We start from the raw sequence: 25623 nt of genomic DNA on the forward strand, positions 1-25623 counted from the left end.
CCATGGAACTGTGGATTCTCTTCGGCGTCTTCACCCTGCTGATGCTTATCGGCACGCCGATCGCTTTCTGCCTGGGCGTCGCAAGCCTCGCCACCGTCCTCTATATGGGCCTGCCGCCGCTGATCGTGTTCCAGCGCCTGAATTCCGGCATGAGCGTCTTTTCGCTGCTGGCCATTCCGTTTTTCATCTACGCCGGGGACTTGATGGTGCGCGGCGGCATCGCCAGCAAGATCGTTGCCTTCGCCGGCTCGCTCGTCGGCCATTTGCGCGGCGGCCTCGGGCAGGTCAACATTGCAACCGCTACACTGTTCGGCGGCATTTCCGGCTCCGCGGTGGCGGAGGCAGCGGCGGTAGGCGGCCTGATGATCCCGCAAATGAAGGCGCGTGGCTATGGAGCGGACTACGCCGTCAACGTCACGTCGATGGCGGCACTGATCGCGCTGCTGCTGCCGCCGTCGCACAACATGATCATCTACTCGATCTCGGCAGGCGGAAAGATCTCCATCGCCGATCTGTTCACGGCCGGTATCATCCCGGGCCTGCTGCTGGCCCTGTCGCTGATGGTCACCGCCTATATCGTCGCGCGCTCCCGCGGCTATCCGACCGAGGCGTTTCCGGGCTTCACCGCAGTCGCGCATCTTTTCGCCGTCGCCGTGCCCGGCCTGCTGTTGATCGCGATCATCTTCGGCGGCGTGCGATCGGGCGTCTTCACCGCCACCGAGAGTTCCTGTATCGCCGTCATCTATGCCCTGCTCGTGACCGTCTTCGTTTACCGGCAGATGACCTGGGAAGGGTTCGTTCATGCCACCCATGGCGCCGTGCGCACCACGGCCATGGTGCTGCTCATCATCGGCATGGCGGCGGCGTTCTCGTGGCTGATGGCCTTCCTGAAAGTGCCGGCAGCGCTCATCGCCTCCATGAACGCGATCTCGGACGATCCGCTGGTCGTGCTTCTCCTGCTCAACCTCCTGATGCTGTTCCTCGGCACGTTCATGGACATGGGGCCAACGATCATCATTTGCACGCCTATCTTCCTGCCCGTGGCGCAGGCCTACGGCGTCGATCCGGTGCATTTCGGCGTCATCATGATCCTCAATTTCGGCATTGGGCTGAACACGCCGCCGGTGGGCGCAGTTCAGTTCGTGGCATGCGCAGTGGGCAAGATATCCGTCTGGGAATCGATGCGCTCGATCTGGCCGTTCTATGGCGCAGGCCTCGTGGTGCTGGCGCTCGTCACTTACATTCCGGCCATTTCGCTATGGCTGCCGAGCGTCTTCAAATAGGGGGTGCGACATGGCATCGGACACTGCCGTCGGGCTCCGCGTCGAACGAAGACCGAAGCTTTCGGAAACCGTCGTCGCGGCGATCCGCAAGCAGCTGCAGGCGGGCGAGATCCAGCCTGGGCAAAAGCTGCCGACCGAGGGCCAGCTGACGGAAACCTTCGGGGTCAGCCGCACCGTGATACGCGAGGCGCTGGCCAAGCTTGCCGCGGACGGCCTGGTCGAGCCGCGCCAAGGCGCCGGCGTTTTCGTCACCGAACATATCTCGACAGCGTTCGGTGCTCTGGCAGCGGAGATGGGCAGCAAGGATTCGATTGCCCTCAACGTGCTCGAAGTCAGGTTGGCGATCGAGATCGAATCCGCCGGGCTCGCCGCCATCCGGCGCAACGCCGCGCAGGAAGCGGCGATCCAGGAAGCCTTCTTCGAATTCGAACGGCTGCTCCTCAACAGCGAGCCGACAGGACCGGCCGACCTTGCCTTCCACCGCGCAATCGCCAGCGCCACCAACAATCCATTCTATGTCGAGATGCTCGACGTGCTCGGCCGCCGCGCCATCCCTTGCGACGTGACCTCGCCCTGGTCGACCGAGATCGCCCAATCGGACGCCTATCAGCGCGGCCTGCAGCGTGAGCATCTGGTGATCCTCAATGCGATCTCGTCAGGCGATGCCGAGGCGGCCCGGGAGGCGATGCGCGCGCATCTCGGTGCCAGCCAGCAGCGCTATCGCGAGCGCCTGCACGCGCGCCAGGTTTTTTATGCCGACTCGGTCAAGGCCGCGGGAACCGAATAAGCAATTGAGGCAGCCCCATGGGACAGCAATGAATCACACCGACAATCATACCGATTTCACCTCCCGCTTCGCCATCGACCCTGTTTCTGCCGCGGCGATGGGGACGGACGAGCTGCGATACAATTTTCTCATCGAAGGCCTGTTCCGGCCCGGCAGCATCAGCCTGACCTACACCTATTACGACCGCATGATCGTCGGCGGCGCCATGCCCGCCGGCGCACCCCTGCCGCTGCAGGCGATCAAGCCGACCGGGACCAAGAATTTTCTCGACCGCCGTGAGATGATCATCGTCAACATCGGCAGCGCGGGCGTCGTCAAAGCCGGCGGCCAATCCTACGAGCTGCAGGCGCGCGACATGCTCTATCTCGGCATGGGCACCGATGAGGTGTCGTTCGCTGCGACCAATCTGGCTGAGCCGGTTAAGTTCTACCTGCTCAGCGCGCCGGCGCATCAGAGCCATCCCAACCGGCTGATCCGCATCGGCGATGCCAAGCGGCTCGATCTCGGCAGCCAGGCAACCTCCAACGAGCGCTCGATCTTCCAGTTCATCCATGCCGATGGGGTAAAGACCTGTCAGCTTGTCGTCGGCATAACGCAGCTTGCCTCCGGTTCGGTCTGGAACACCATGCCATGCCATGTGCATGACCGGCGCATGGAAGCCTATCTTTATTTCGATCTGCCGGAGGCGGCGCGGGTGTTTCATTTCATGGGCGAGCCGGACGAAACGCGCCATCTCGTCATGCGCAACGAGGAGGCGGTGCTGTCGCCGGGATGGTCGATCCATTCGGGCGCCGGCACCTCCAACTACGCCTTCATCTGGGCGATGGCCGGCGATAATGTCGACTATACCGATGTCGACCTGGTGGCGATGGAGGAGCTCAAGTGAGCGATCTCTCGGCCTTCAGCCTTGCCGGCAAGCGCATCCTCGTCACCGGCGCCAATACCGGCATCGGCCAAGGCATCGCCGTGTCGATCGCGCGCGCAGGCGGCGCGGTCGTCGGCGTCGGCCGGTCGGCGATGGACGAGACGGCGGAGAAGATTGCGGCTGTCGGCGGCCGCTTCGAGGCGGTCCTCTGCGACCTTGGCGACGATGCCGCCGCCCAGGCGATGCTTGACCGCGTCTGGGCGGATACGGGGCCGCTCGATGGCCTGGTCAACAATGCCGGCATCATCCGGCGTGCCGACGCGGTCGACCTCACCGAAGCCGACTGGGACGACGTCATGGGCGTCAATCTGAAGACGGTGTTCTTCCTCAGCCAGAGTTTTGCCAGGCGCGTGCTTGCCGAGCCGGGACGGCGCGGCAAGATCGTCAACATCGCTTCGGTGCTGAGCTTTCAGGGCGGCATTCGCGTCGCCTCCTACACCGCCTCCAAACACGGCGTGCTCGGCATTACCCGGCTGCTGGCATGCGAGTGGGCGGCAAAGGGCATCAACGTCAATGGCATTGCGCCAGGCTATATCGAGACCAACAACACCGAGGCGCTGCGCGCCGATCCCGACCGCAGCGCCTCGATCCTGGCGCGCATTCCGGCGGGGCGCTGGGGCGCGCCGGAAGACATCGGCGACGCAGCCGTCTTCCTGCTGGCGCCGGCGTCGAACTATATGCATGGCGCGGTGATGCCGGTGGACGGCGGCTGGCTGGCGCGATGAACAGCGACGATGAGAGTCTGACGATGACCGGAACCAAAATCTTCTCGCATGCCGGCGAGGGTGCGTGGACGCCGACGCCGGATGGCAACCGCAGGCGCGTTCTCCTGCACACCGATGAACTGATGATGGTCGAGTTTGCCTTCGACAAGGGCGGCGTCGGTGCATTGCACTCGCACCCGCATGTCCAGGCGAGCTACGTCGCCGAAGGCCGCTTCGAAGTCACCATCGACGGCAGGACCGAGATCCTGGAAACCGGCAGCAGCTTCATCGTTCCTTCCAACCTTGTCCATGGCGTCAAGGCGCTGCAGGCGGGACGGCTGGTCGACAGCTTCACGCCGCACCGCGCCGATTTCCTCGACTGAGCTGCGGGCCCGAAGATCAGGCAGCCGGTTCTCAGAAAAAAACCCGCGCCTCCGGAGAGACGCGGGCGTGTTGCCTGGGCGCTTGTGGCGCCGCGGTACTCAAAACATCACCGCAGAACCTGAACCTGCCGAATGATGGTGAAGATAGGATTAACCGCTCCGAGGCGGTGCAATATTCACAGCCAAAGCGAATAGGGGCTGGAACGACGGTCTGATATCGGCCAATGAGAGAGAAGTTCGCCTCAGACGGTGCCGCGGACAGGACCAGAGGGGTCGATAAATGTTCGAATCTGCTGTCCAGGCAATCACCTGGCGATTCGCCGGGGAATTTCGGCAGGTCGTATCCCCGAAAGTTCTGTAATGCAGGTAGCAGCGAGCATCCCGGCAGAGGATTCCAAGCGGCGCGTCCTCAGGGATGTATTCGGTTTCGATGATTTTCGTCCCGGCCAGGCGCCTGTTATGGAGGCGCTGCTGGCCAGGCGCCATGTGCTGGCCGTCATGCCGACCGGCGCCGGCAAATCGCTCTGCTACCAGGTCCCGGCGCTGGTGCTGGGCGGGCTCACCATTGTCGTTTCGCCGCTGGTGGCCCTGATGCAGGATCAGGTCGCCGCATTGCGCCTTGCCGGCGTGGCGGCCGATACGATCAATTCCTCGCTCGACCGTGATGCCAATGTCGCTGGATGGCGCCGTGTCGCGGCAGGCCAGACGCGCCTGCTCTATCTTGCACCGGAGCGGCTAATGACCGTGCGAATGCTCGAGGCGTTGACCAAGCTCGATGTCCGGCTGATCGCCATCGACGAGGCGCATTGCATCTCGCAATGGGGACCGGCGTTCCGGCGCGAATACGAAGAATTGTCGAGACTACGTGATATCTTCCCGAAAGTGCCGATTATTGCGCTGACGGCTACGGCGGACGAGACCACGCGCACCGACATTGCCGCGCAGCTGTTCGACGGGCGCGTCGATACCGTGGTGCTCGGCTTCGACCGGCCGAACATCAAGCTAGGCATTGAGCCCAAGCAGGACAGCAAGCGCCAATTGCTAAACTTCGTGCAGCGCCATGTGGGCCGCAGCGGGATCGTCTATTGCCTGTCGCGCAAAAAGACCCAAGAGATGGCGGCGTTCCTCGAGCGCAGCGGCGTACGCGCGCTCGCCTATCATGCCGGCATGAGCAAGGACGCGCGTGAAGCGAATCAAAACGCTTTCATGACCTTGTCCGGCGTGGTGATGGTGGCGACCATCGCCTTCGGCATGGGGATCGACAAGCCGGACGTCGCCTATGTCTTCCACACCGACCTGCCGGGCAGCTTGGAGGCTTATTACCAGGAAATCGGGCGCGCGGGCCGCGACGGGCGGGCGGCCGAGGCACATATGCTGTTCGGTCTCGGCGATATCCGCATGCGCCGGCTTTTCATCGAAGACGAGGATGCGCCGGCTGAGCACAAAAGGCGCGCGCACGGCCGGCTCGAAACGCTGATCGGTTATTGCGAGACGACGCAGTGCCGCCGTCAGATCCTGCTTGGCTATTTCGGCGAAAGTGCTTCGCCTTGCGGCAATTGCGACAACTGCCTCGACCAGGCGCCGCATGCGGATGGTGAGGCGGAGGCACGGCTCATCCTGGCGGCGATCGCACAGACCGGCGAGCGCTTCGGCGCCGCCCATGTCGTCGATGTCCTGCTCGGCCATGAGACCGAGAAGGTCCTGGACAGGAACCACCACAGGCTTGCCAGCTTCGGCACCGGTGTGGCGCATAAGAAGAATCTCTTGCTGTCGCTGCTCCGCCAACTCGTCGCGGGAGGGTTCCTGACATTGGACTCAGCCGGCCGTGGCGGCCTCGCCATTGCCGAGAAGGGCCGTGCGCTGGCTCGGGGCGAGGCTTCATTCCGGTATCGCTTGGACGCGCGCCAGTCATCGCGAGGCAAGATACGTCCTGAGGATACCGCAGCAGGCACGGAAGGTCTGGATTCGGCGCTGCTGGCGGCGCTCAAGGCTGTACGGCTGCGTCTTGCCCGGGAACGCCAGGTGCCGGCCTTCGTGATCTTTTCGGATCGTACACTGATCGATATGGCCGAACGCTGCCCGCGTGATCTGGACGCCTTCGCCGCGGTCAACGGCGTCGGCGCCGCCAAGCTCAAGGATTTCGGCGAGATATTCCTCGGCGCGATCGCTGCGCATCAATCCGGGGTGGCGGGCTGAAGACCCACTTCAGTGACGCAATCAGCACCGGCTTCGTCTCGCCGCGGCAATCGCAGCCTCCTGCTGCCGCAAGCGCTCGATCTTCGCACTCTGGCGGGCAGCCACGGTCGAGGCGACACGCTGCCCTCCCAACAGCCAGCCCGGAATGTTGGTGTGGACGACTTTGCCACGAGCGATGGCTGTCGCCGACATTTCGTCGGCGACCGCGCCTATCGCCACGTTGAGCTCGACGCAACTCATCTTGTCGTATTTCGCAGCATCAAAGGATGCCGGCAAAGGCGATGCGCAACTTCCGACAAACATGAGGCTGCATATCAGAGGCGCGGCCGTGGAGATCGCCTTCATTCCCTTATCAAGCACGTTGATGCCGGACGGGCGGATTTTCGGAGGGTTCTCGATCTCAGGCCGCGAAGCGCTCCCGAGGTTCCGCGTAACTGAAGCATGTGACCTCTACAATACTCTGTGCTGACCGACCTGTTTGTCGTCAAAGAATTCCGAGAGAGCCGCTGCCGTCTTGTCGGGGTGCTCTTCCGGGAAAAAGTGCCCGCCTTGGACAGCGCGTCCTGCCACTCTGTCGGCCCATTTCCTCCAGATGGCCAGCGGCCCGCCTTCTTGCGCATACCAGTTCTCCAGGGCGCCTTCGCCACTCCATAGCGCCAGTAGCGGACTGTCGATGCGACGACCGTTTGCGCGGTCCAACGCGTCATGTTCACGATCGATCGTCGCAGCGGCGCGATACTCTTCGCAGATGGCATGAATATGCGCGGGATCGCGAAGCGCATCAACATAGGCGTTCCTGACCTCTTTGGAGACCATTTTCGCCGACGATCCCCACTGCGTTATTGCATCGTCGACGACGGCATCGGGAGCCGCGCCGATCAGACGCTCCGGCAGGGGCTCCGGCTGGGCAAGAAGGCTCCAGGGCCAGAAGCCGAGCGCCAGTCTGGCATCCGCCCGATCCCATGTTGCGGCGGTGGGGATGATGTCGAGGACGGCGATTTTGAGCACGTTGTCGGGATGGTCCAGCGCCAGGCGATAGGCAACCCGCCCGCCACGATCATGCCCGGCAACCATGAACCGCTCAAACCCCATTTGCTTCATGGCCTGAACCATGTCGCCGGCCATGGCGCGTTTGGCGTATGGGCTATGATCGGCAGAGGAAACCGGACATCCGCTTTGCCCATAGCCTCGAAGGTCGGCGGCGACCACCGTGAAGCGGAGCGCCAAGGCTGCGGCGATATCCCTCCACATCAGATGCGTTTCTGGAAAACCGTGAAGAAGCAGCAGCGGCGGACCGGTGCCTCCGACCCTTGCGAAAATCGTCGTATCGTCCAGTCGTAGGCTGGTGGCTCTGAAACCTGCAAACACCGTCAGCTTCCTCCGCGCCCTTAGGAAAGCTGCCTAAGGGCGCTAACGGCCGCCTGAGGCGAAAACCCCGGCCGCGATGGCCAGGGTTCAAGCCGGCCAGTTGCTAAAATCGAAACCAGACCCAGACGCGCCTGCGGAAGCACCGCCTGCGCCGATAGCCGTTTCGCCAGTAAACGCGACAGACCCTTCTCCAAGCGCGCCGGCGGCGCCGGCGCGGCATGTGCCACCGGCGATGATAGACTGGTTGCAACTCTGCTTGAGTTTCATCGTCGTCGAAGGTCTCGACATCCGGCGCCTCGAGCTCATCGAGAATGCCGCTTCTGGCAGTTGGAACGCCGGCCACTGCGTTGATTGGCCGAACCGTGCTTGCAAGGGCCGCGGCCCCGGCAATGCCAAACATTCCTGTCAAAAATAGTCGCCGATCCATGGAAACCTCCCAGTCTTCAACCAGCGATAGAACAAGCTAACGATGGGGAGATAGCGCAGTCGGTGCAGACGCCTAGTGCCGCACGGCTATTAGCGGTGGTCCGGTCGGCCGGAGGGTGTTGCCTCGTCCTCGAAGTGGGATGGCTACCTCGATCGACAAACACCCGGAGCTTTTTAAATTGATGGCGGGCCGAAAACAATGAAGATCGAATGAGGTCTACGCCATAGCCACGCAATTCACGCTACTCGCGGTGCAAGGAGGCTTGACTGCCATCCTACCAGAAGGTAGGTAAAAGCATGAGCAACTTGTCTACCACCTCTGACGACATCCTGGCTTGTGCACGTTCACTGATCGTGGCTGGCGGCTACAACGGTTTCAGTTATGCCGACATTGCTGAAGTGGTCGGGATCCGTAAGGCGAGCATTCATCACCATTTCCCAAGCAAGGTCGATCTGGTTCGGACGCTGGTTGCGCGGTATCGCGAAGAAACTGAAGCGGGGATGGCAAATGTCGAACTTCACGAATCCGATCCGCTCGAACAGTTGCGGATCTATGCCGGGTATTGGGAAGCCTGCATCGCGAACGCCAGCGCCCCGTTTTGTATCTGCGCGCTGTTGGCAAGCGAGCTCCCCGTGCTGCCCGAGGAAGTTAGCCTTGAGGTCCGGGCGCATTTCCGCTCGCTGTCAGGGTGGCTTACATCGGTGATGGAGCGCGGTGCGCGGCACGGCCAATTTCGACTGATGAGCACCCCTCGTGCCGAGGCTGAAGCGTTCATGGCGACCGTTCACGGCGCGATGCTTTCAGCACGGGCCTATGGCGATCCGAAGATATTCGCCGTCGTGACGGGCCCGCTCCTGGAGCGGCTCCGCGCTTCCCCCCGGATGCGGGCCTAGATCTCAACTAACCATACTAGCAATCACTCTGCGACGTTCGTCGAGAGTCCCTACCTACTAGTCGAAAGGACAATCCAATGACGGTTTACAGTGGCGATCTTTCCCGCGCCAGCCAGGAACAATGGCTCAAGCTTTATTACTTCGCTCGGACGGCGTTCTCGGCTGTGTGGGTGGCGGCTGCCTTTACGGTGGGACAGAATTCCGGGGTGGTCGCGGCGGTTTTGCTCGTGGCTTATCCTGCATGGGATGCTCTCGCCAATTTTGTCGACGCATCGCGCAGCGGAGGATTGGGACAGAATCGCACCCAGACCATCAACGTCGTGGTCAGTGTGGCGACAACGCTCGCGGTCGTTTTTGCGCTGAAGATGAGCATGAATTGGGTGCTCGGCGTGTTCGGCCTATGGGCGATCCTGTCCGGCCTGCTTCAACTCGGCACCGCTGTCCGCCGTTGGAAGAGCTCTGGTGCGCAGTGGGCGATGGTCCTGAGCGGAGGGCAATCAGCACTGGCAGGCACGTTTTTCATCGCGCAGGCGCGGATGCCGATGCCGCCATCGATCTCCAACGTGGCCGGCTATGCCGCAGTAGGCGCCCTCTACTTCCTGGTTTCGGCGGTGTGGCTGAGCGTGAGCCAATTGCGGCGGAAGGCTGCATAGGCCCGCGATCTTAAGCCATTACCGGCGCGATGAGAGATGCTGTTACCTATGGGTCCGGAATGGACCATTCCGAAGTGGCGGAGAGGGAGGGATTCGAACCCCCGATGGGCTTGCACCCATGCCGCATTTCGAGTGCGGTGCATTCGACCACTCTGCCACCTCTCCGCGGTCATGGTCCGCCGTTGCCGGCGCGGCGCACTAGATAACGGCTGGACAGGCAGGTTACAAGGGCCAATCTGCCCCGTCGCCGCAGCTTCTGTCCCTGCTTCCTTCGAGCCTCCGGCAGCCGCTGCTCGATATTTGCAAGGACTGGGCTCAACCCGTTTGCAGCTTGCCCGCGGCGCTTGCCTTGACTCAAGCCGAACCTTCGGCTAGGGACAGCGCGCAATCGGCGTGGAGGGATCTTCCGCGCCGCTTGTTTTTTGAACCCGCAGACTGACAAAAAGACGGCCGAACCGCCTGAGGCGGTTCATCAAGGCCGACCGAACAGCGAAAGGCAAAAAATGTTCGCAGTCATCAAAACGGGCGGCAAGCAGTATCGCGTTGCCGCCAACGATCTCCTGAAGATCGAAAAACTCGAAGCCAATGTCGGCGACATCGTCGAAATAGGTAACGTGCTCGCGCATGGCGAAGGCGAAAACGTCACGTTCGGCGCGCCGTTCGTGGATGGTGCGATGGTCACCGCCGAAGTCGTCGAGCAAGGTAAGAACCGCACCGTCATCGCCTTCAAGAAGCGCCGCCGGCAGAATTCGCGCCGCAAGATCGGCCATCGCCAGCTTTTGACCACCGTCAGGATTGCCGAAATCCTGCTGGGTGGCGCCAAGCCGGCGAAGAAGGCCGCCGCCAAGACCGAAGCGAAGGCCGAAGTTGCAGCCAAGACCGAGGCGAAGGCTGAAGCCGCGCCGAAGGCAGCAGCGAAGGCAGAGGCTGCGCCGAAGAAGGAAGCCAAGGCCGAGACGACCGAGGACAAGGCTGCCGAAGCCGCCGCGCCGTTGTTCAAGGCGCCGAAGGGCGAGCCGGACGACCTGACCGTGATCAAGGGCATCGGCCCGGTCGCCGCCGGCCAGCTCAACGAACAGGGCATCACCACCTTCGCCCAGATCGCCAAGCTGTCCGACAAGGACGTCGCCAAGATCGACGAGCACATGCCGTTCAGCGCCGACCAGATCAAGGACTGGCGCGAGCAGGCCAAGGAATTGGCGAAGAAGTAGAGCGAACCGGCGCAATCGTCGCCGGATCGGACTTGAAACGGAACGCGAACGCGTTCATAAGATCGTTTAGGCGCCTCGCGGCGCATCGGAGTAGTTAGATGGCACACAAGAAAGCTGGCGGATCGTCGCGCAATGGTCGCGACTCCCATTCCAAGCGGCTCGGCGTGAAGAAGTTCGGCGGCGAAGCCGTGATTCCGGGCAACATCATCATTCGTCAGCGTGGCACGACGTGGCATCCCGGCACCAATGTCGGCATTGGCACGGACCACACGCTGTTTGCGCTGGAAGCTGGCGCAGTCACCTTCAACAAAAAAGCCAATGGCCGAACCTACGTATCGGTGAACCCGATGACGAAGGCAGCGGAGTAGCCGGTTCCGCAAGAGAACACCGGCACCCATCTCGGGACCGGTGTCTGGCCAAGCCAGGAAATGGATCAGGGGAGATGGGTTTCCATCTCCCTTTTTTCTTGCCTGGAGGACTGACATGGTTGCCGAAGCGGAAGCGACAGACGACGAAAGTTACGCGATAGATTGCCCGGTCCTGATCACCGAGCGGCTGGTCATGCGGCCCCCGCGTGAGAGCGACATCGAGCAATTGGTGGCGCTCGCGGATAACCGCCATGTCGCGGAAATGCTGGCCCGCATGCCGCATCCCTATGGCGAGGCCGAGGCACGCGCTTTCCTGGCCATGACGGCATCGCGCCGGGCCGGAATCGCCTATGCGTTGACGCTGGTCGGCACCGAGACCTTCGTCGGCTGTGCCGGGCTCAACACTACGGATCGCGGGCTGGAGCTCAGCTACTGGATCGGCGAGCCGTACTGGAAACGCGGCTACGCGACGGAGGCAGCGCACGCACTGGTCGACCTTGCCTTCCAGAGAACCACGATCCAGGTGCTGCACGCCTCGACGCGGGTTATCAATCCGGCCTCGCGCCGGGTCATCCACAAATGCGGCTTCCAGTATGCCGGCCAGGGCATGCTGAACTCGATCGTTGCAGGCCAGGTGCCGGTCGAGCGCTACCGCCTCGATCGCAAGACCTGGACCAGCCTGCGGAACTGGGTGCATTTTTGATGGATGCGGCTCACGTCATCTCGAGCCAGACCGGCAAGTGATCCGAACCGGCCGCTTGCCGGTCGACCCACAGGCGACTCAGCGATTTGGCAAGCGAGGCGCTGGTGAAGATGTAGTCGATGCGCTTGTAGCGGCTGGTATCGCCCGGCCGCTTGGGGTCGACCCAGGTGACGAGATCGGCGCCGCCAGCGCCGAGGCGTGTGGCAGCATCGATGGCGAGGTCGGCGGTGAGCGGCATGCCGAACTCGTGGTCCGGGCGGCCGACAAGTTCGACATGTTCCGGCGATCCGGCCAGCATGTTGAAGTCGCCCATGACGACGAAGGCTTCGGGACAAGGCAGGTCCGGCAAGCCGATCTCGGCGACGCCGGAGAGCCCGCCGCCCTCGAGCGGGTATTTCAACAGACGCTGGCGCAGAAAGCGGATCTGGCTCAGCCGTTCAACCGGGCTACGGTGGTCGAGATGGGTGGAATAGAAGCGGATCGGACCAAGCGGCGTTTCGATCAGCGCCTCCAGCGCGCCGCGCTGGAAGTTCATCGCCTCGACACTGCGGCTGCGCGGCAAAAGGAGATTGCGCGACAGATGGATCGGCGTCCTCGACAGCACCATGTTGCCGAGCTGGAAGGTGGTCGTGATGGCGCGGCCGTTCTCCAGGCGCGAGCCGGCGTCGGCTTCGAAATTGCTGCCGTAGACGGCAAAATAGTCGGGCAGCGCCTCGCCGAGGTCGGCCACCATGTCGCGGCCGCCATTCTTCGGGTTAGCGCGGGTGACCTCCTGCAGCGCGATCACGTCGGCGCCGCGCACGGCATCGGCGATACGGCCGACATTATAGCGGGCGTCGAGGCCGACGCCGTAGTGGATGTTGTAAGTTACCAGCTTCATTCCGACATCTCGCGCTTGGAAAGCCGAGGATCGATTTTCGGCAAGGGTCAACCAAATGGTACGCGTCCAGAGCTACGCGCGACGTTACAGTAGCAAAAACGGCCCTCGCCCTTCGACCCGCCTTGGTTTAGAGCAATCCCGCAAAGCCAATAACAGAAACCATACAATCCAATGAAATTTCTCGATCAAGCCAAGGTCTACATCCGCTCCGGCGACGGCGGCGCCGGTTCGGTGTCGTTCCGGCGCGAAAAGTTCATCGAGTTCGGCGGTCCGGACGGCGGCGACGGCGGTCGCGGCGGCGATGTCTGGGTCGAGGCGGTCGATGGGCTGAATACGCTGATCGACTATCGCTACCAGCAGCATTTCAAGGCCAAGACCGGGACGCACGGCATGGGCCGCAACATGACCGGCGCCAAGGGTGCCGACGTAACGCTGAAAGTGCCGGCCGGAACACAGGTCTTTGCCGAGGACAATGACACGCTGATCTGCGATCTGACGGTCGTCGGCCAGCGCTTTCTGTTGGCCAAGGGCGGCAATGGCGGTTTCGGCAACCAGCACTTCAAGACCTCGACCAACCAGGCGCCGCGCCGCGCCAATCCCGGACTGCCGGGCGAAGAGCTCAACATCTGGCTCAGGCTGAAGCTGATCGCCGATGCCGGCCTTGTCGGGCTGCCCAACGCCGGCAAGTCGACCTTCCTGGCGGCGGTCACCGCGGCCAAGCCGAAGATCGCCGACTATCCCTTCACCACGCTGCATCCGGGCCTTGGCGTGGCCCGCATCGATGGTCGCGAATTCGTCATTGCCGATATTCCGGGCCTGATCGAAGGCGCGCATGAAGGTGTCGGCATCGGCGACCGCTTCCTTGGCCATGTCGAGCGCACGCGCGTCCTTCTGCACCTCGTCTCGGCGCAGGAAGAAAATCCGGCCAATGCCTACAAGACCGTGCGTGCCGAGCTCGAAGCCTACGGCAATGGGCTGACCGACAAGGTCGAAATCGTCGCGCTTTCCCAGGTCGACATACTCGATGCCGACGCACGCAAGAAAAAGACCGCCTCGCTGAAACGTGCCGCCGGCCGCGCGCCGATGCTGCTTTCGGCGGTCACCGGCGAAGGCGTCGAGGCGGTGTTGCGCGCGCTGATGGCTGTGGTGGCCGATGCGCGCGAAGCTGTCGCTGCGCCGGTCGAGACGCGCTGGAACGCATAGCCATGGCCGCGCAATCGCTGAAAAATTATCGGCGCATTGCCGTCAAGATCGGCTCGGCGCTGCTTGTCGACCGCACGACGGGCCTGAAGCGCGACTGGCTGGCCTCGCTTGCGGACGACATCGCCGTGCTGGCCAATGGCGGCGCCGAAATTCTCGTCGTGTCTTCCGGGGCGATTGCACTCGGCCGCACCATTCTCGGCCTCGGCAAGCAGGCGCTGAAGCTCGAGGAGAGTCAGGCGGCGGCCGCCGTCGGGCAAATCGCGCTGGCCGGCGCCTGGTCGGATGCGCTCGGCAAGAATGGCTTGAAATCGGGCCAGATCCTGCTGACGCTCGGCGACACCGAAGAGCGCCGCCGCTATCTCAACGCGCGGGCGACGATTTCGACACTGCTCAAGATGAAGGCGGTGCCGGTCATCAACGAGAACGATACGGTGGCCACCTCCGAAATCCGCTATGGCGACAACGACCGGCTGGCGGCGCGCGTCGCCACTATGATGGGCGCCGACCTTTTGGTGCTGCTCTCCGACGTTGACGGGCTCTACACGGCACCGCCGGCGCGTGACCCGCAAGCTCGATTCATTCAGGTCGTCGACCGCATCACCCCCGACATCGAAGCGATGGCGGGTGCCGCTGCTTCGGAATTGTCGCGCGGCGGCATGCGCACCAAGCTCGACGCCGGCAAGATCGCGACCGCCGCCGGCACCGCCATGATCATCACATCGGGCACGCGGCTGTCGCCGCTGCTGGCAATCGAGCGCGGCGAGCGTGCCACCTTCTTCCGGCCGAGCGCCAATCCGGTCAAGGGCTACAAGACCTGGATCGCCGGGCAGCTCGAACCGGCCGGCCGGCTGACCGTCGATGCCGGCGCCATCGGCGCGCTGCTCTCCGGCAAGTCGCTGCTGCCGGCCGGGGTCAAACTGGTCAGCGGCAATTTTGCGCGTGGCGACACGGTGGCGATCCTGTCGCCCGAGGGCCGCGAGATCGCGCGCGGGCTGGTTGCCTATGATGCCGCCGATGCCGTAAGGATCGCTGGGCTGAGGACGACAGAGATCGAAACCGTGCTCGGCTACGAGGCGCGTTCGGCGATGATCCACCGCGACGACCTTGTGGTGAGCCATGCCGGTGGCGAGCAAGTAGTCGGTGACCAAGGTTACATAGCGGAGGATGAGCCATGCTGACGCTGCATGAAAAATCCCGGGATGATACCGTGGCGCTGATGGCCGATATCGGCCGCCGCGCGCGTGCCGCGGCCCGCCCGCTGGCCATAGCCGCGGCCGAGCGCAAGCACGCGGCGCTGTTCGGCATGGCTCAGGCGATCCTTCGGCATGAGCAGGACATCCTCGACGCCAATGCCATCGACATCAGAAATGGCAGGGAGGCTGGCCTATCGGCAGCGTCGATGGATCGGCTGAAGCTCGATCCCGCCCGCATCCGCGCCATGGCAGACGGTATCAGCGAGATCGCCGGGTTACGCGATCCGGTCGGCGATGTCATTGCCGCATGGGACCGGCCGAACGGTTTGCATATCGAACGGGTGCGCACGCCGCTCGGCGTCGTCGGCGTCATCTATGAGAGCCGGCCTAACGTGACCGCCGATGCCGGCGCGCTCTGCCTCAAGGCGGGCAATCCGGTGATCCTGCGCGGCGGCTCGGATTCGGCGAATTCTTCCGCCGCTATCCATGCCTGCCTGGTCGAGGGGCTGAAGGCAGCCGGGCTGCCGGAGGATGCCATACAATTGGTGCCGACCACCGATCGCGCCGCCGTCGGCGAAATGCTGAAAGGACTTTCCGGCAATCTCGAGGTCATCATTCCGCGCGGCGGCCGCAGCCTGGTCGAGCGTGTGCAGAACGAGGCACGGGTGCCGGTCTTCGCGCATCTCGAGGGCATCTGCCATCTCTATATCGACCGATCGGCCGATCTCGACATGGCGGTCAAGATCGCGGTCAATGCCAAGATGCGGCGCACCGGGGTGTGCGGTGCTGCCGAGACGCTGCTGGTCGACCGTGCCGCCGCCGGCACGCACCTGGTGCCGATCCTCGAGGCCCTGCGGGCGGCGGGCTGCGAGATCCATGCCGATGCCGAGGCGCTGAGGCTTTATGCCGATGCCCAGCCCGCGACCGATGCAGACTGGGTGACCGAGTATCTCGATGCCATCATTGCGGTGAAGCTGGTCGACGGCATTGGCGGCGCCATCGAGCATATCGAGACGTTTTCCTCGCATCACACCGAGGCTATCATCGCCGAGGATGCAAAGGCCGTCGAACGGTTCTTCAACGAGATCGATTCGGCGATCCTTCTGCACAACGCCTCGACCCAGTTTGCCGATGGCGGCGAGTTCGGCATGGGCGCCGAGATCGGCATCGCCACCGGCAAGATGCATGCACGCGGGCCGGTCGGCGTCGAGCAACTGACCTCGTTCAAATACCGCGTACGCGGGTCGGGACAGGTGAGGCCTTGAAGCTGTTCGCCGTTCGAGCCTGAAGCTTTGTGCCCAGCCACCCCCCTCTGTCCTGCCGGACATCTCCCCCTCAAGGGGGGAGATTGGCTGCCATTTCCGATTTCGCCAATCGCCGGCGTTGCAAGATTTGCGCCTGCGATGAAGCCGCCAATCTCCCCCCCTGAGGGGGAGATGTCCGGCAGGACAGAGGGGGGTGCCTGACGCATGCTTTCCTCGTCTGAGCATCCCGTTCCCTCCCACTATCTGCACATGCCGCATGCCGGGAAAGGCGTGGCGGTCGGGCTGTTCGGCGGTTCGTTCAACCCGCCGCATGCCGGCCACGCGCTGGTCGCCGAGATCGCACTCAGACGCCTTGCGCTCGATCAGCTGTGGTGGATGGTGACGCCCGGCAATCCGCTCAAGAATGCCGGAGACCTGGCGCCGCTGGCCGAGCGGCTGCAGCTATCCGAAAAGATCGCGAAGAACCCGAAGATCAAGGTCACCGCATTCGAGGCGGCCCACCGCGTCCGCTTCACCGCCGACACGCTGGCGCTGGTCAAGGCGCGTAACCCCGGTGTCGATTTCGTCTGGATCATGGGCGCCGACTCGCTTCGCGACTTCCACCGCTGGCAGCGCTGGCGCCGCATCGTGATGACGTTTCCGATCGCGGTGGTCGACCGGCCAGGCGCGACGCTGTCGTTCCTGTCGTCGGTGGTCGCCAAGACCTTCGACTATGCCCGCGTCGACGAAGGCGACGCACCGCGGCTCGCCCGCATGACGGCGCCGGCCTGGACCTTCATCCACGGCCCGCGTTCGTCGCTGTCGTCGAGCGCGATCCGCAAGGTGGCGAAGGGATAGGAGTCTCCTTCTCCCCTTGTGGGAGAAGGTGGCCGAGCGAAGCTCGGTCGGATGAGGGGTGCTGGAATGATCGCTATCTTGAAGAACTAAGCACTTAAAATCCCTCGGTCTTTTTACGCTGCATTTCTTCCAGCACCCCTCATCCGTCTCGGCGCTGCGCGCCGATCCACCTTCTCCCACAAGGGGAGAAGGCAAGTCCGGTGATGTCGCTTTTGCCGCTGCCTTGACCTGCTTGATGGGCGATCCTCGGTCATGACGATTCTCGAGCGCGACCAGGACAAGAACGGTCTAGGGCAGCCGGCGCCGTCGATCGCCATTGCCAGCATCCTTTTGTCGATGGCGCTGATCGCCGTCGGCAATGGGCTGTTGTTCGCCTATATCCCAGTCCGGCTCGGCGCCGAGGGCTTCGATCCGACATGGGCGGGGCTGATCGTCACCGGCCTTTCGGCTGGCGGCCTCGCCGGCTGCATCCTGACCGGGCCGCTGGTGCGGCGTGTCGGCCATGCCCGCGTGTTCATGGTGCTGTCGGCACTGATCGTGCTGTCCAACGCCGCGGTCGGCGCCGGGCCGCACCCCTTGCCATGGATCGCTGCACGGGCGCTCTACGGCTTTGCCATATGCGGCCTGTTCATTGTCGCGCAGAGCTGGCTGAACGATGTCGTCGCCAACGCCATCCGCGGCCGGGTCATGGCTATCTTCTACGTTGCCTACGTCGCCGGGCTCGGCGTCGGCTACTCGACGCTGGCGTTGATCGATATCCGCGCGGCCGACGCGCCGCTGATCGGCATTGCCTTCACCGCGCTGTCGATCCTTCCCGTCGGGCTGACGCGGCTTGCGCAGCCGCCGGCGCCGCAAGCGGCGTCCGTGGCGCTCGGCCGCGCCTGGCGGATCTCCCCGGTCGGCGTTGCCGGTATGCTTGCCGTCGGCGGCCTGTCGATGACGATCTCGGGTTTTGCGCCGATCCATGCCACGGCCAAGGGCTACAGCCAGGCCGACGTCGCCTTGCTGCTTTCGGCAATGCCGGTCGGCACGCTGATCCTGCAGATTCCGCTCGGCTGGATTTCCGACCGCACCGACCGGCGCTTTGTGCTGATCGCGGCGTCGGCGCTTGCCGCCGCGGCGGGCCTGTTTGCCCTCGGTTTCGACGGCGGCGCGCTGGCGGCGCTGCTCGTCATCTATGTGGTCTGGGACGGCGCCTCGGAATCGATCTATTCGCTTGCCAGCGCCCATGCCGGCGACCGCGCCGGCAAGGACGACATGGTGGCGTTGTCGAGCTCGCTTTTGTTTGCCTGGTCGCTGTCCGGCTTCGTCGTACCCGGCATTGTGACCGGACTTTCCGCCGTCTACGGCACGCAGGCCTTCATCTATGTGGCAATCGTCATTGCCACAGCCTACTGCCTGTTCGTTCTCTGGCGCGTCGTCATGGTTCGGCCGGTGCCCGCCACCGAGACCGGCAGTTTCGCGCCAATGACGGCGCAGGCGCCGTTGCCTGTCGATCTCGCCTTCACGCCCGAAGATCAGCGCGGGCGCGGAGAGCTTTGAGGGCCATCTGCCGGCCGGGTTCAAATGCTCTATTGCTGCGTGGCTGAGGCCTCCGGCTGCGGCACTTGCGGCGCCGGCGCCGGGATTGAAAGGCCTTCGGCATCGAACGCCTGCTTGACGCTCTTGGTGAGGTCGATCTGGGCGGCGAAGAAATCGGCAGCCGCCGTCCAGTAGCGCAAGGTGATGGCGACGGTGCTGTCGCCGACAGTCGCGACAAAGGCGATCGGCGCCGGCTGCCGCCTGACGCGTCGGTCGGCGGCGGCGACACCGAGCATGGTCTTCTGCGCAAAATCGATGTCGTTCCAGGAGCCGATGCTGAGCGTGATGTCGCCGCGGCGCACACCGTTGCGGGTGAAATTGCGGACCGGCTGGTTCCACAGGGTCGAGTTGGGTGCAAGCACGTAGACGCCTTCGACCGTCCTCAGCGTTGTGGCAAACAGCCCGATCTCCTCGACGGTGCCGGATATCGCGCCGACTTCGACATATTCGCCGATGCGGAACGGCCGCAGCGCCAGGAGCATGATGCCGGCGGCAATGTTCTGCAGCGTGCCTTGCAGCGCCAGGCCGATGGCCAGGCCGGCGGCACCGATAGCGGCAATGATCGAAGCCGTCTGCACGCCGAACTGGCCGAGAACCATGATTACGACCAGTCCCAGGATGGCGTAGCGGACGACCTGCGAGAAGAAATGGCGGAGCGTTTCGTCGAAGCCGCTGATATGGCCGAGGCCGGCATAGATCGAACGCTCGGCGAGGCCGGCGACGATGTAGCCGATGACCAGCAGGATGACGGCGCCGACCGCCGAAAGCGAGTAGGAGACGATCAGCGTGCTGAGTTGCGCCAGGCCGGATTGCACGGTGAGGAGAGCGTTCTGGGGATCGATCGGCATGTCGGGATTCCGGTTCGTGGATGAGCCGATAACCGCTGCGGGGCGAGGCGGTTCCGATTTTCTGGCCCGAAAAGCCGGATATTCGGCCGCTGCCGGGTGCCTGCTTGCGAGCGGTGTCTTGAAACTGCAACCTAACTCTGCCTATCTAAGCAGTGTCACCTGATTTCAGAGGTGATTTGGTTGTTCTTGCTGCGAAAGGAAATACACTGAGAACAGCACTGCGGAAGAAGGCCGACATCGTGCCTTCGCCGGCCGGGATCAGCGTAAACGACGCCGTGTCCCGCGCCATCAAGACAGTCCTTGCCAGTCTGGAAGACTCCAAGGCCGAAAACATCGTCTCAATCGACATTCAGGGGAAATCGAGCCTCGGCGACTACATGGTCGTCGCGTCGGGCCGATCGCACCGTCATGTCTCGGCTGTTGCCGATCATCTCCTCAAGGCGCTGAAGGATGCCGGGCTCGGCACTGCACGCGTCGAGGGGCTGGCTGGCGCCGACTGGGTCCTGATCGATTCGGGCGACATCATCGTCCATGTCTTCCGTCCCGAGGTCCGCGACTTCTACAATCTCGAAAAGATGTGGCAGGCGCCCGATCTCGAGGAGGAGACCCTCCACTGAGCCGTATTCGTCTTGATGCATGTCGTCGTCCGACATGCATCAGCGGCTCTTCGAGGCAGGGATGAAGATTACGGTTCATGCCGTGGGCCGAATGAAAGCCGGCCCCGAGAAGCAGTTGGCCGACCGCTATTTCGAGCGTTTTGCCAGGAGCGGTCCTGCCGTGGGCCTCGAATTCGCCGGGATCGTCGAGATTGCCGAAGGTCGCGCGCAGACGGCCAATGAGCGCCGGCGCGAGGAAGGCCAGAAACTGCAGACGCACTTGCAACCGGGCACGGCGCTGATGCTGCTGGATGAGCGCGGCAAGAACCTTTCCTCCGAGGATTTCGCCGGTCGCATAGGTTCGCTGCGCGATGGCGGGCGCAAGGCGCTGGTGATCGCCATTGGCGGCGCCGACGGCCATGACCAGTCACTGCGCGACCTGGCTGATCTGACGGTGTCGCTCGGCGCGCTGACCTGGCCGCATCAGCTGGTCCGCGTGATGCTGGGCGAGCAGCTTTACCGGGCGGCCACGATCCTTTCCGGTCACCCCTACCATCGTTCATGAAGTCGGCTCCGTCGGCGAATTGATGCCAGCCGCCCGGATTTTTGCCCCAATGCTCATCGACAGTTTGGGCTCATGGGGTTTGTCGATGACGGCCGGGGCTCGAACATGGTTGATGGTTCGTTAACGAAGCCGCGCATAGAGTTGGGCTTCAATGTCTGAAGACTGGAAATCACGAACGGGCTCCTGGCGCGTGCGCTACGGCATCGCCGTGGCGACGATCGCGCTTTCGCTCGGCGTCGCGCGGGCCGAGAACACGCTCGACCTGGCGCCCGACCCGGACCAGAGCCGCGCCGAATACGAAAAAGTATCGAAAGAGATCACGCTGTCGTCCGAGCGGCTGGCCAAGCTCGCCGCTGACATAGCGGCTGTCAAGAAGGACCACGCCTCGATCACCGCGGCGCTGATCCAGTCGGCGATGACCGAGCAGAAGCTCGGCCAGGACATCGAGGACATTGGCGGCAAGCTGGAAGGGCTGAAGGCGCAGGGGCAGAAGATCCGCGCCTCACTGGCCGCCAGACGCGACGTTCTGGCCGAAGTGCTCGGCGCGCTGCAGCGCATGGGGCTCAATCCGCCGCCGGCGATCCTGGTCAAGCCGGAGGACGCATTGTCGTCGGTGCGCAGCGCCATCCTGCTCGGTGCCGTGGTGCCGGAACTGCGCCACCAGACCGACATGTTGCTGGCCGACCTCAAGGAGCAGTCGCGGGTGACGGCCTCGATCGAGGCCGAGCGGGCGCGGCTGACGGCAGCTGTCGGCGAGCAGGCGGCGGAAAAAAAGCGGCTCGGCATGCTGCTCGAAGCCAAGCAGAAGCTCGCCGCCGATACGCAAACCGCGCTGGCCGCCGAAAAGCAGCGGTCCGCGACGCTGGCGGCCAAGGCCGGCAGCCTGAAAGAACTGATCGCCTCGCTCGAGGCCGACAGAGCCCGCAAGGCGGCGGATGCGGCCAAGGCAGCCGAGCAAAAGACGGCCGACGCCGACAAGGGCCCGGCATCGGCTGCGGCGCCGACGGAATTGGCCTCGCTGCCGGTGCCGGAGAGCAACAGGCTCACCGCTGCCGCGCCGTTTTCCGCGCTTCAAGGGCAGATCGCGCTGCCGGTCACCGGCAGGATCAAGCGGCGCTTCGGGGCCGACGACGGTAACGGCGCGGTGATGCTCGGTGACATGGTTGCGACACAATCGGGAGCCATCGTCACAGCGCCGGCGGATGGAAATGTGCTTTATGCGGGGCCTTTCCGCTCTTACGGTCAACTCTTGATCCTGAATGCGGGTGACGGCTATCATGTCGTCCTGGCGGGGATGAGCAGAATCAGCGTCGCGTCTGGCCAGTCGGTGCTCGCAGGTGAGCCGGTCGGCGCGATGGGAGAGGCCCGGGTGGCGAGCACCTCGGCATCGAAGAATGGAAATGCCACACCGGAGCTCTATGTCGAGTTCCGCAAGGATGGAAAACCCGTCGATCCGGCCCCATGGTGGGCGGACCGTTTTTCTGGAAGGACGTGAATGATGCGGAAACTGTCGCTTCTGTTTGCCGGTGCGCTGATGGGTGCATCGGCGATGAGCCTGGTCTATGGCGCGCCCGGCTCGACAGCGAAGGCTGCGGGCTCCGAGACCTATAAGCAACTGGCGATCTTCGGCGATATCTTCGAACGGGTAAGGGCGAATTATGTGACGCCGCCCGACGACAAGTCGCTGGTTGAAAATGCCATCAACGGCATGCTGTCGTCGCTCGACCCACACTCCTCCTACATGAATGCCGAAGAAGCGCAGGACATGCGCGTGCAGACCAAGGGCGAATTCGGCGGCCTCGGCATCGAGGTCACCATGGAGAACGACCTGGTCAAGGTGATCACGCCGATCGACGATACGCCGGCCGCCAAGGCAGGCGTGCTCGCCGGCGACTATATCGCCAAGATCGACGGCGAGGAGGTCCGCGGCCTGACCCTCAACGACGCCGTCGAGAAGATGCGCGGGCTGGTCAATACGCCGATCAAGCTCACCATCCTGCGCCAGGGCGCCGACAAGCCGATCGAACTGACCGTCGTGCGCGATATCATCAAGGTCAAGGCGGTCAAGTTCCGGGTCGAAAACGACATCGGCTACATGAAGATCACCTCCTTTACCGAAAAGACCTATGACGACCTCGAGAATGCCATCGACACCATCAAGAAGCAGGTGCCGAACGACAAGCTCAAGGGCTACGTGCTCGACCTGCGCCTCAATCCGGGCGGTTTGCTCGACCAGGCGGTGAGCGTGTCGGATGCCTTCCTCGACCGTGGCGAGATCGTCTCGACGCGCGGCCGCGATCCGAAGGACGTCACCCGCTTCGACGCGCGGGCCGGCGACGACATCGGCGGCAAGCCGCTGATCGTGCTCGTCAATGGCGGCTCGGCCAGCGCATCGGAAATCGTTGCCGGCGCGCTGCAGGATCTGCGCCGCGCCACCGTGGTCGGCACGCAGTCCTTCGGCAAGGGTTCGGTGCAGACCATCATTCCGCTCGGCGAGAACGGGGCACTGCGGTTGACGACGGCGCTCTATTACACGCCGTCCGGCAAGTCGATCCAGGGCAAGGGCATCACGCCCGACATCAAGGTCGACCAGCCGCTGCCGGCGGAACTGCAGGGCAGGGACCTGACGCGCGGCGAATCGGACCTCAAGGGCCATATCAAGGGCGCCGACGAAAGCACGACCGGTTCGGGCTCGGCCGCCTATGTGCCGCCGGAACCCAAGGACGATTTGCAGCTCATCTATGCCGAGCAACTGCTGCGCGGCCAGAAGACCGATCCGGCGTTCCCGCCGAATCCGCAAAAGGCCGTGTTGAACCAGTAAGGGCGGGCAAGCCGGGCCAAACAGGTCTGGCTGCCTGAGCGAAGCGATGCGATGCTGCCGGGGCCGCGAGGCTCCGGCAGTTTGATTCGGGGCTGCGGCCGGCATGCTGCGCGTCCAGTGGAGCAAGGGGACGCGCCGACATTTTGGATTTTGCGCCTCCGGAGAAGGTTTACTTCGGGGATGCACGCCGGGGGGTGCGGGCTTGGCTGATATCGGCAAGGACATAGAACGACCTCTCGGACAGGCGATCCGGCTGCCGCGCTCAGGCAGCGGGATCAGCGCCGGTGCGGTCGCGGCCGCGCTTGTCGTGCTGTCCGTGGTCGGCGTCTCCAGCGCGATCGCCTTGCGAGACAAGCCGTTCCGGAAGCTGCAAGAAGTAGCCGTTTCGACGCCGAAGACGCCGGCGGCGGATACCGTCGCCGCGCCCGCCAAGGCGACGCCCGAAATGGCTGCGCCAAGCAACGCAAGGGGGGCCAACATAAGCGGGCCGAAGACGGGCGGTCCGCAGATCATCCATGTCCAGACCGAAGAGGGCGACGGTCCACCCAATGAGGCCATCGTCATCCGCGACCCTTCGACGATCGGCCAGAACCTCAGGATCGCGCACATTCCCGACAAGGCGCTGGTCGAGGCCAGCGAAACCGGTCCGTTGCCGATCCGCGCCGCCGACGGCAGGCGCCCGTTCGATGTCTATGCGCGGCCGTGGTCCGGGGCTCGCGGTGCACGCGTCGCGCTCGTCATCGGCGGGCTTGCCGTGTCGCAGACCGGCACGCAGGCAGCCATCGCCAAGCTGCCGGCGGAAGTGACGCTGGCCTTCGCGCCGCAAGGCAACAGCATCGGCCGCTGGATGCAGGTGGCGCGGCAGAGCGGCCATGAGGTCATCATGCAGGTACCGCTTGAGCCGTTCGACTATCCGAACGTCAATCCCGGCCGTAACACGCTGACCGTGGCTGCAACGCCGGACGAGAATTTGAAGAATTTACGCTGGGCGCTGTCGCGAACGACCAACTACACCGGCGTCATGAACTATATGGGCGCCCGCTTTTCGGCCGACGCGACGGCGATGGGGCCGTTGATGGCCGAGCTTGGCAAGCGTGGTCTGGCCTATGTCGACGACGGTTCGTCGGCGCGCAGCCTGGCACCCGAACTGGCGCTGAAGGACGGCGTGCCGTTCGTCGGCGGCGATACGGCGATCGATGCGGTGCAGGACCGCGGCGCCATATTGAAGAAACTGGATGGGCTGGAAGCGACGGCACGGGCGAAAGGGTTTGCCGTCGGCATCGGCTCGGCTTTCGACCTGACGGTGGATACCGTGTCTTCCTGGGTGACCGAGGCCAAGAAGCGTGGCATCGAGATCGTGCCGGTTTCGGCGGTGGCCATAGATCCGGAAAAAGGCTGAGATGGCAAAGAACAAGCTCGTTGACCCCGAGACGCTGCCCTACCGGCCCTGCGTAGGGGTGATGGTCCTCAATGAGGCCGGCCTGGTCTGGGTCGGCCGTCGCATTGCCGAGCCGGACAGCGAATTCGCTGGAACGACGCAGCTCTGGCAGATGCCGCAGGGCGGCATCGATGATGGCGAGGAGCCGCTGCCCGCGGCGGCGCGTGAACTTTACGAAGAGACCGGCATGCGCTCGGTGTCGCTGCTGGCCGAGGCGCCGCACTGGATCAAATACGACCTGCCGGCGCATCTGGTCGGCGTCGCCTTCAAGGGACGATATCGCGGCCAGACGCAGAAATGGTTTGCCTTCCGTTTCCACGGCGACGAAACCGAGATCGCGATCAATCCGCCGCCGGGTGGCCACAAGGCCGAGTTCGACCGGTGGGCGTGGCGGCCGATGCTGGAATTGCCGGGCCTAATCGTGCCGTTCAAGCGCAAGGTCTACGAAGACGTGGTGGCGGCGTTCCGGCACCTGGTGGCGTAGCCGCCGGCCTT

At 63.8% G+C, this 25623-nt stretch carries 26 protein-coding genes and 1 tRNA gene; 22 read left to right on the plus strand and 5 right to left on the minus strand.

All coding sequences use genetic code 11. From position 1 onward, the window contains the following. Nucleotides 1–2: 2 nt before the first annotated feature. The 6 genes from NKJ15_RS08455 (at nucleotide 3) to recQ (ending at nucleotide 6278) form a co-directional block, all read left to right on the plus strand. A complete protein-coding gene (locus NKJ15_RS08455) occupies nucleotides 3–1283 on the plus strand; it encodes a TRAP transporter large permease (RefSeq protein WP_023678089.1) in 1281 nt (426 codons plus the stop codon). Between the two features lie 10 nt (nucleotides 1284–1293). Continuing rightward, on the plus strand, nucleotides 1294–2070 hold the full coding sequence (locus NKJ15_RS08460) for a FadR/GntR family transcriptional regulator (protein WP_352540929.1): 777 nt from the start codon (nucleotides 1294–1296) through the stop codon (nucleotides 2068–2070). Between the two features lie 28 nt (nucleotides 2071–2098). Continuing rightward, on the plus strand, nucleotides 2099–2956 hold the full coding sequence (gene kduI / locus NKJ15_RS08465; RefSeq protein ID WP_352814820.1) for a 5-dehydro-4-deoxy-D-glucuronate isomerase: 858 nt from the start codon (nucleotides 2099–2101) through the stop codon (nucleotides 2954–2956). After that, entirely contained in the window at nucleotides 2953–3720 is a 768-nt protein-coding gene (kduD, locus tag NKJ15_RS08470; RefSeq protein ID WP_352814822.1) for a 2-dehydro-3-deoxy-D-gluconate 5-dehydrogenase KduD, read from the plus strand. Before kduI ends, kduD begins: the two co-directional genes overlap by 4 nt. 23 nt (nucleotides 3721–3743) lie before the next feature. Then, the gene (locus NKJ15_RS08475) at nucleotides 3744–4082 is read left to right on the plus strand and encodes a cupin domain-containing protein (protein WP_352814824.1); all 339 of its coding nucleotides are present in this window, start codon (nucleotides 3744–3746) and stop codon (nucleotides 4080–4082) included. 360 nt (nucleotides 4083–4442) lie between these two features. After that, nucleotides 4443–6278 (plus strand): DNA helicase RecQ, encoded by a 1836-nt coding sequence (gene recQ, locus NKJ15_RS08480; protein ID WP_352814826.1) that lies wholly within the window; start codon nucleotides 4443–4445, stop codon nucleotides 6276–6278. 21 nt (nucleotides 6279–6299) lie between these two features. Here recQ and NKJ15_RS08485 read toward each other — a convergent pair whose 3' ends face one another. Next, nucleotides 6300–6554 (minus strand): hypothetical protein, encoded by a 255-nt coding sequence (locus NKJ15_RS08485; RefSeq protein ID WP_352594357.1) that lies wholly within the window; start codon nucleotides 6552–6554, stop codon nucleotides 6300–6302. A gap of 174 nt (nucleotides 6555–6728) precedes the next feature. Then, nucleotides 6729–7646, minus strand: a complete 918-nt coding sequence (locus NKJ15_RS08490; protein ID WP_352814828.1) for an alpha/beta fold hydrolase — start codon at nucleotides 7644–7646, stop codon at nucleotides 6729–6731. 723 nt (nucleotides 7647–8369) lie between these two features. On the opposite strand from NKJ15_RS08490, the gene NKJ15_RS08495 reads away from it, so the two are divergent. Together NKJ15_RS08495 and NKJ15_RS08500 are read left to right on the plus strand one after the other, a co-directional pair. Continuing rightward, complete coding sequence (locus tag NKJ15_RS08495; RefSeq protein WP_352814830.1) at nucleotides 8370–8966, plus strand: TetR/AcrR family transcriptional regulator; 597 nt, start codon at nucleotides 8370–8372, stop codon at nucleotides 8964–8966. Nucleotides 8967–9043: 77 nt separating this feature from the next. Then, nucleotides 9044–9619 carry a DUF308 domain-containing protein gene (locus NKJ15_RS08500; RefSeq protein WP_352814832.1) on the plus strand — a complete coding sequence of 192 codons (576 nt, stop codon included), beginning with the start codon at nucleotides 9044–9046 and terminating at the stop codon, nucleotides 9617–9619. A gap of 75 nt (nucleotides 9620–9694) precedes the next feature. On the opposite strand, the gene NKJ15_RS08505 is transcribed toward NKJ15_RS08500, so the two are convergent. Next, nucleotides 9695–9784: transfer RNA gene (locus NKJ15_RS08505), tRNA-Ser, on the minus strand. A 338-nt stretch (nucleotides 9785–10122) separates the two neighbouring features. Here NKJ15_RS08505 and NKJ15_RS08510 point away from each other — a divergent pair. The 3 genes from NKJ15_RS08510 (at nucleotide 10123) to NKJ15_RS08520 (ending at nucleotide 11901) form a co-directional block, all read left to right on the plus strand. Next, nucleotides 10123–10830: a 50S ribosomal protein L21 gene (locus tag NKJ15_RS08510; protein ID WP_352450883.1), complete on the plus strand. Its 708-nt coding sequence runs from the start codon at nucleotides 10123–10125 to the stop codon at nucleotides 10828–10830. A gap of 98 nt (nucleotides 10831–10928) precedes the next feature. Next, nucleotides 10929–11198, plus strand: a complete 270-nt coding sequence (gene rpmA / locus NKJ15_RS08515) for a 50S ribosomal protein L27 (RefSeq protein WP_023678077.1) — start codon at nucleotides 10929–10931, stop codon at nucleotides 11196–11198. Between the two features lie 115 nt (nucleotides 11199–11313). Continuing rightward, nucleotides 11314–11901, plus strand: a complete 588-nt coding sequence (locus NKJ15_RS08520) for a GNAT family N-acetyltransferase (protein WP_352814834.1) — start codon at nucleotides 11314–11316, stop codon at nucleotides 11899–11901. Between the two features lie 10 nt (nucleotides 11902–11911). On the opposite strand, the gene NKJ15_RS08525 is transcribed toward NKJ15_RS08520, so the two are convergent. Further along, on the minus strand, nucleotides 11912–12781 hold the full coding sequence (locus NKJ15_RS08525) for an endonuclease/exonuclease/phosphatase family protein (protein WP_352814836.1): 870 nt from the start codon (nucleotides 12779–12781) through the stop codon (nucleotides 11912–11914). Between the two features lie 171 nt (nucleotides 12782–12952). Between NKJ15_RS08525 and obgE the strand changes: the two genes are divergently transcribed. From obgE to NKJ15_RS08550, 5 genes are all read left to right on the plus strand, one after another. Continuing rightward, nucleotides 12953–13984: a GTPase ObgE gene (obgE, locus tag NKJ15_RS08530; RefSeq protein WP_352814838.1), complete on the plus strand. Its 1032-nt coding sequence runs from the start codon at nucleotides 12953–12955 to the stop codon at nucleotides 13982–13984. A 2-nt stretch (nucleotides 13985–13986) separates the two neighbouring features. After that, the gene (gene proB / locus NKJ15_RS08535) at nucleotides 13987–15162 is read left to right on the plus strand and encodes a glutamate 5-kinase (protein ID WP_352814840.1); all 1176 of its coding nucleotides are present in this window, start codon (nucleotides 13987–13989) and stop codon (nucleotides 15160–15162) included. Beyond that, the gene (locus tag NKJ15_RS08540) at nucleotides 15156–16442 is read left to right on the plus strand and encodes a glutamate-5-semialdehyde dehydrogenase (RefSeq protein WP_352814842.1); all 1287 of its coding nucleotides are present in this window, start codon (nucleotides 15156–15158) and stop codon (nucleotides 16440–16442) included. Before proB ends, NKJ15_RS08540 begins: the two co-directional genes overlap by 7 nt. Before the next feature lie 249 nt (nucleotides 16443–16691). Beyond that, the gene (locus tag NKJ15_RS08545) at nucleotides 16692–17279 is read left to right on the plus strand and encodes a nicotinate-nucleotide adenylyltransferase (RefSeq protein ID WP_031212055.1); all 588 of its coding nucleotides are present in this window, start codon (nucleotides 16692–16694) and stop codon (nucleotides 17277–17279) included. A 252-nt stretch (nucleotides 17280–17531) separates the two neighbouring features. Continuing rightward, nucleotides 17532–18821, plus strand: a complete 1290-nt coding sequence (locus NKJ15_RS08550; protein WP_352814844.1) for an MFS transporter — start codon at nucleotides 17532–17534, stop codon at nucleotides 18819–18821. Between the two features lie 29 nt (nucleotides 18822–18850). Here the strand turns inward: NKJ15_RS08550 and NKJ15_RS08555 are convergent, their stop codons facing one another. Next, complete coding sequence (locus NKJ15_RS08555) at nucleotides 18851–19708, minus strand: mechanosensitive ion channel family protein (RefSeq protein ID WP_023678069.1); 858 nt, start codon at nucleotides 19706–19708, stop codon at nucleotides 18851–18853. Between the two features lie 239 nt (nucleotides 19709–19947). On the opposite strand from NKJ15_RS08555, the gene rsfS reads away from it, so the two are divergent. The 6 genes from rsfS to NKJ15_RS08585 all read left to right on the plus strand — a co-directional run bounded on the left by rsfS (nucleotide 19948) and on the right by NKJ15_RS08585 (nucleotide 25612). Beyond that, nucleotides 19948–20325, plus strand: coding sequence for a ribosome silencing factor (gene rsfS, locus NKJ15_RS08560; protein WP_023678068.1), 378 nt, complete (start codon nucleotides 19948–19950; stop codon nucleotides 20323–20325). Between the two features lie 61 nt (nucleotides 20326–20386). Then, nucleotides 20387–20869, plus strand: a complete 483-nt coding sequence (gene rlmH / locus NKJ15_RS08565) for a 23S rRNA (pseudouridine(1915)-N(3))-methyltransferase RlmH (RefSeq protein WP_023678067.1) — start codon at nucleotides 20387–20389, stop codon at nucleotides 20867–20869. Between the two features lie 151 nt (nucleotides 20870–21020). Further along, the gene (locus NKJ15_RS08570) at nucleotides 21021–22364 is read left to right on the plus strand and encodes a murein hydrolase activator EnvC family protein (protein ID WP_023678066.1); all 1344 of its coding nucleotides are present in this window, start codon (nucleotides 21021–21023) and stop codon (nucleotides 22362–22364) included. After that, nucleotides 22365–23690 carry a S41 family peptidase gene (locus NKJ15_RS08575; RefSeq protein ID WP_023678065.1) on the plus strand — a complete coding sequence of 442 codons (1326 nt, stop codon included), beginning with the start codon at nucleotides 22365–22367 and terminating at the stop codon, nucleotides 23688–23690. It begins immediately after the preceding gene. 202 nt (nucleotides 23691–23892) lie between these two features. Further along, nucleotides 23893–25089, plus strand: a complete 1197-nt coding sequence (locus NKJ15_RS08580) for a divergent polysaccharide deacetylase family protein (protein ID WP_352814846.1) — start codon at nucleotides 23893–23895, stop codon at nucleotides 25087–25089. Between the two features lies 1 nt (nucleotide 25090). Then, nucleotides 25091–25612: an RNA pyrophosphohydrolase gene (locus NKJ15_RS08585; protein WP_352574652.1), complete on the plus strand. Its 522-nt coding sequence runs from the start codon at nucleotides 25091–25093 to the stop codon at nucleotides 25610–25612. The last annotated feature ends 11 nt before the right edge of the window (nucleotides 25613–25623 follow it).

The sequence above is a fragment of the Mesorhizobium sp. M0207 genome (assembly GCF_040321995.1).
Classification (GTDB): domain Bacteria; phylum Pseudomonadota; class Alphaproteobacteria; order Rhizobiales; family Rhizobiaceae; genus Mesorhizobium.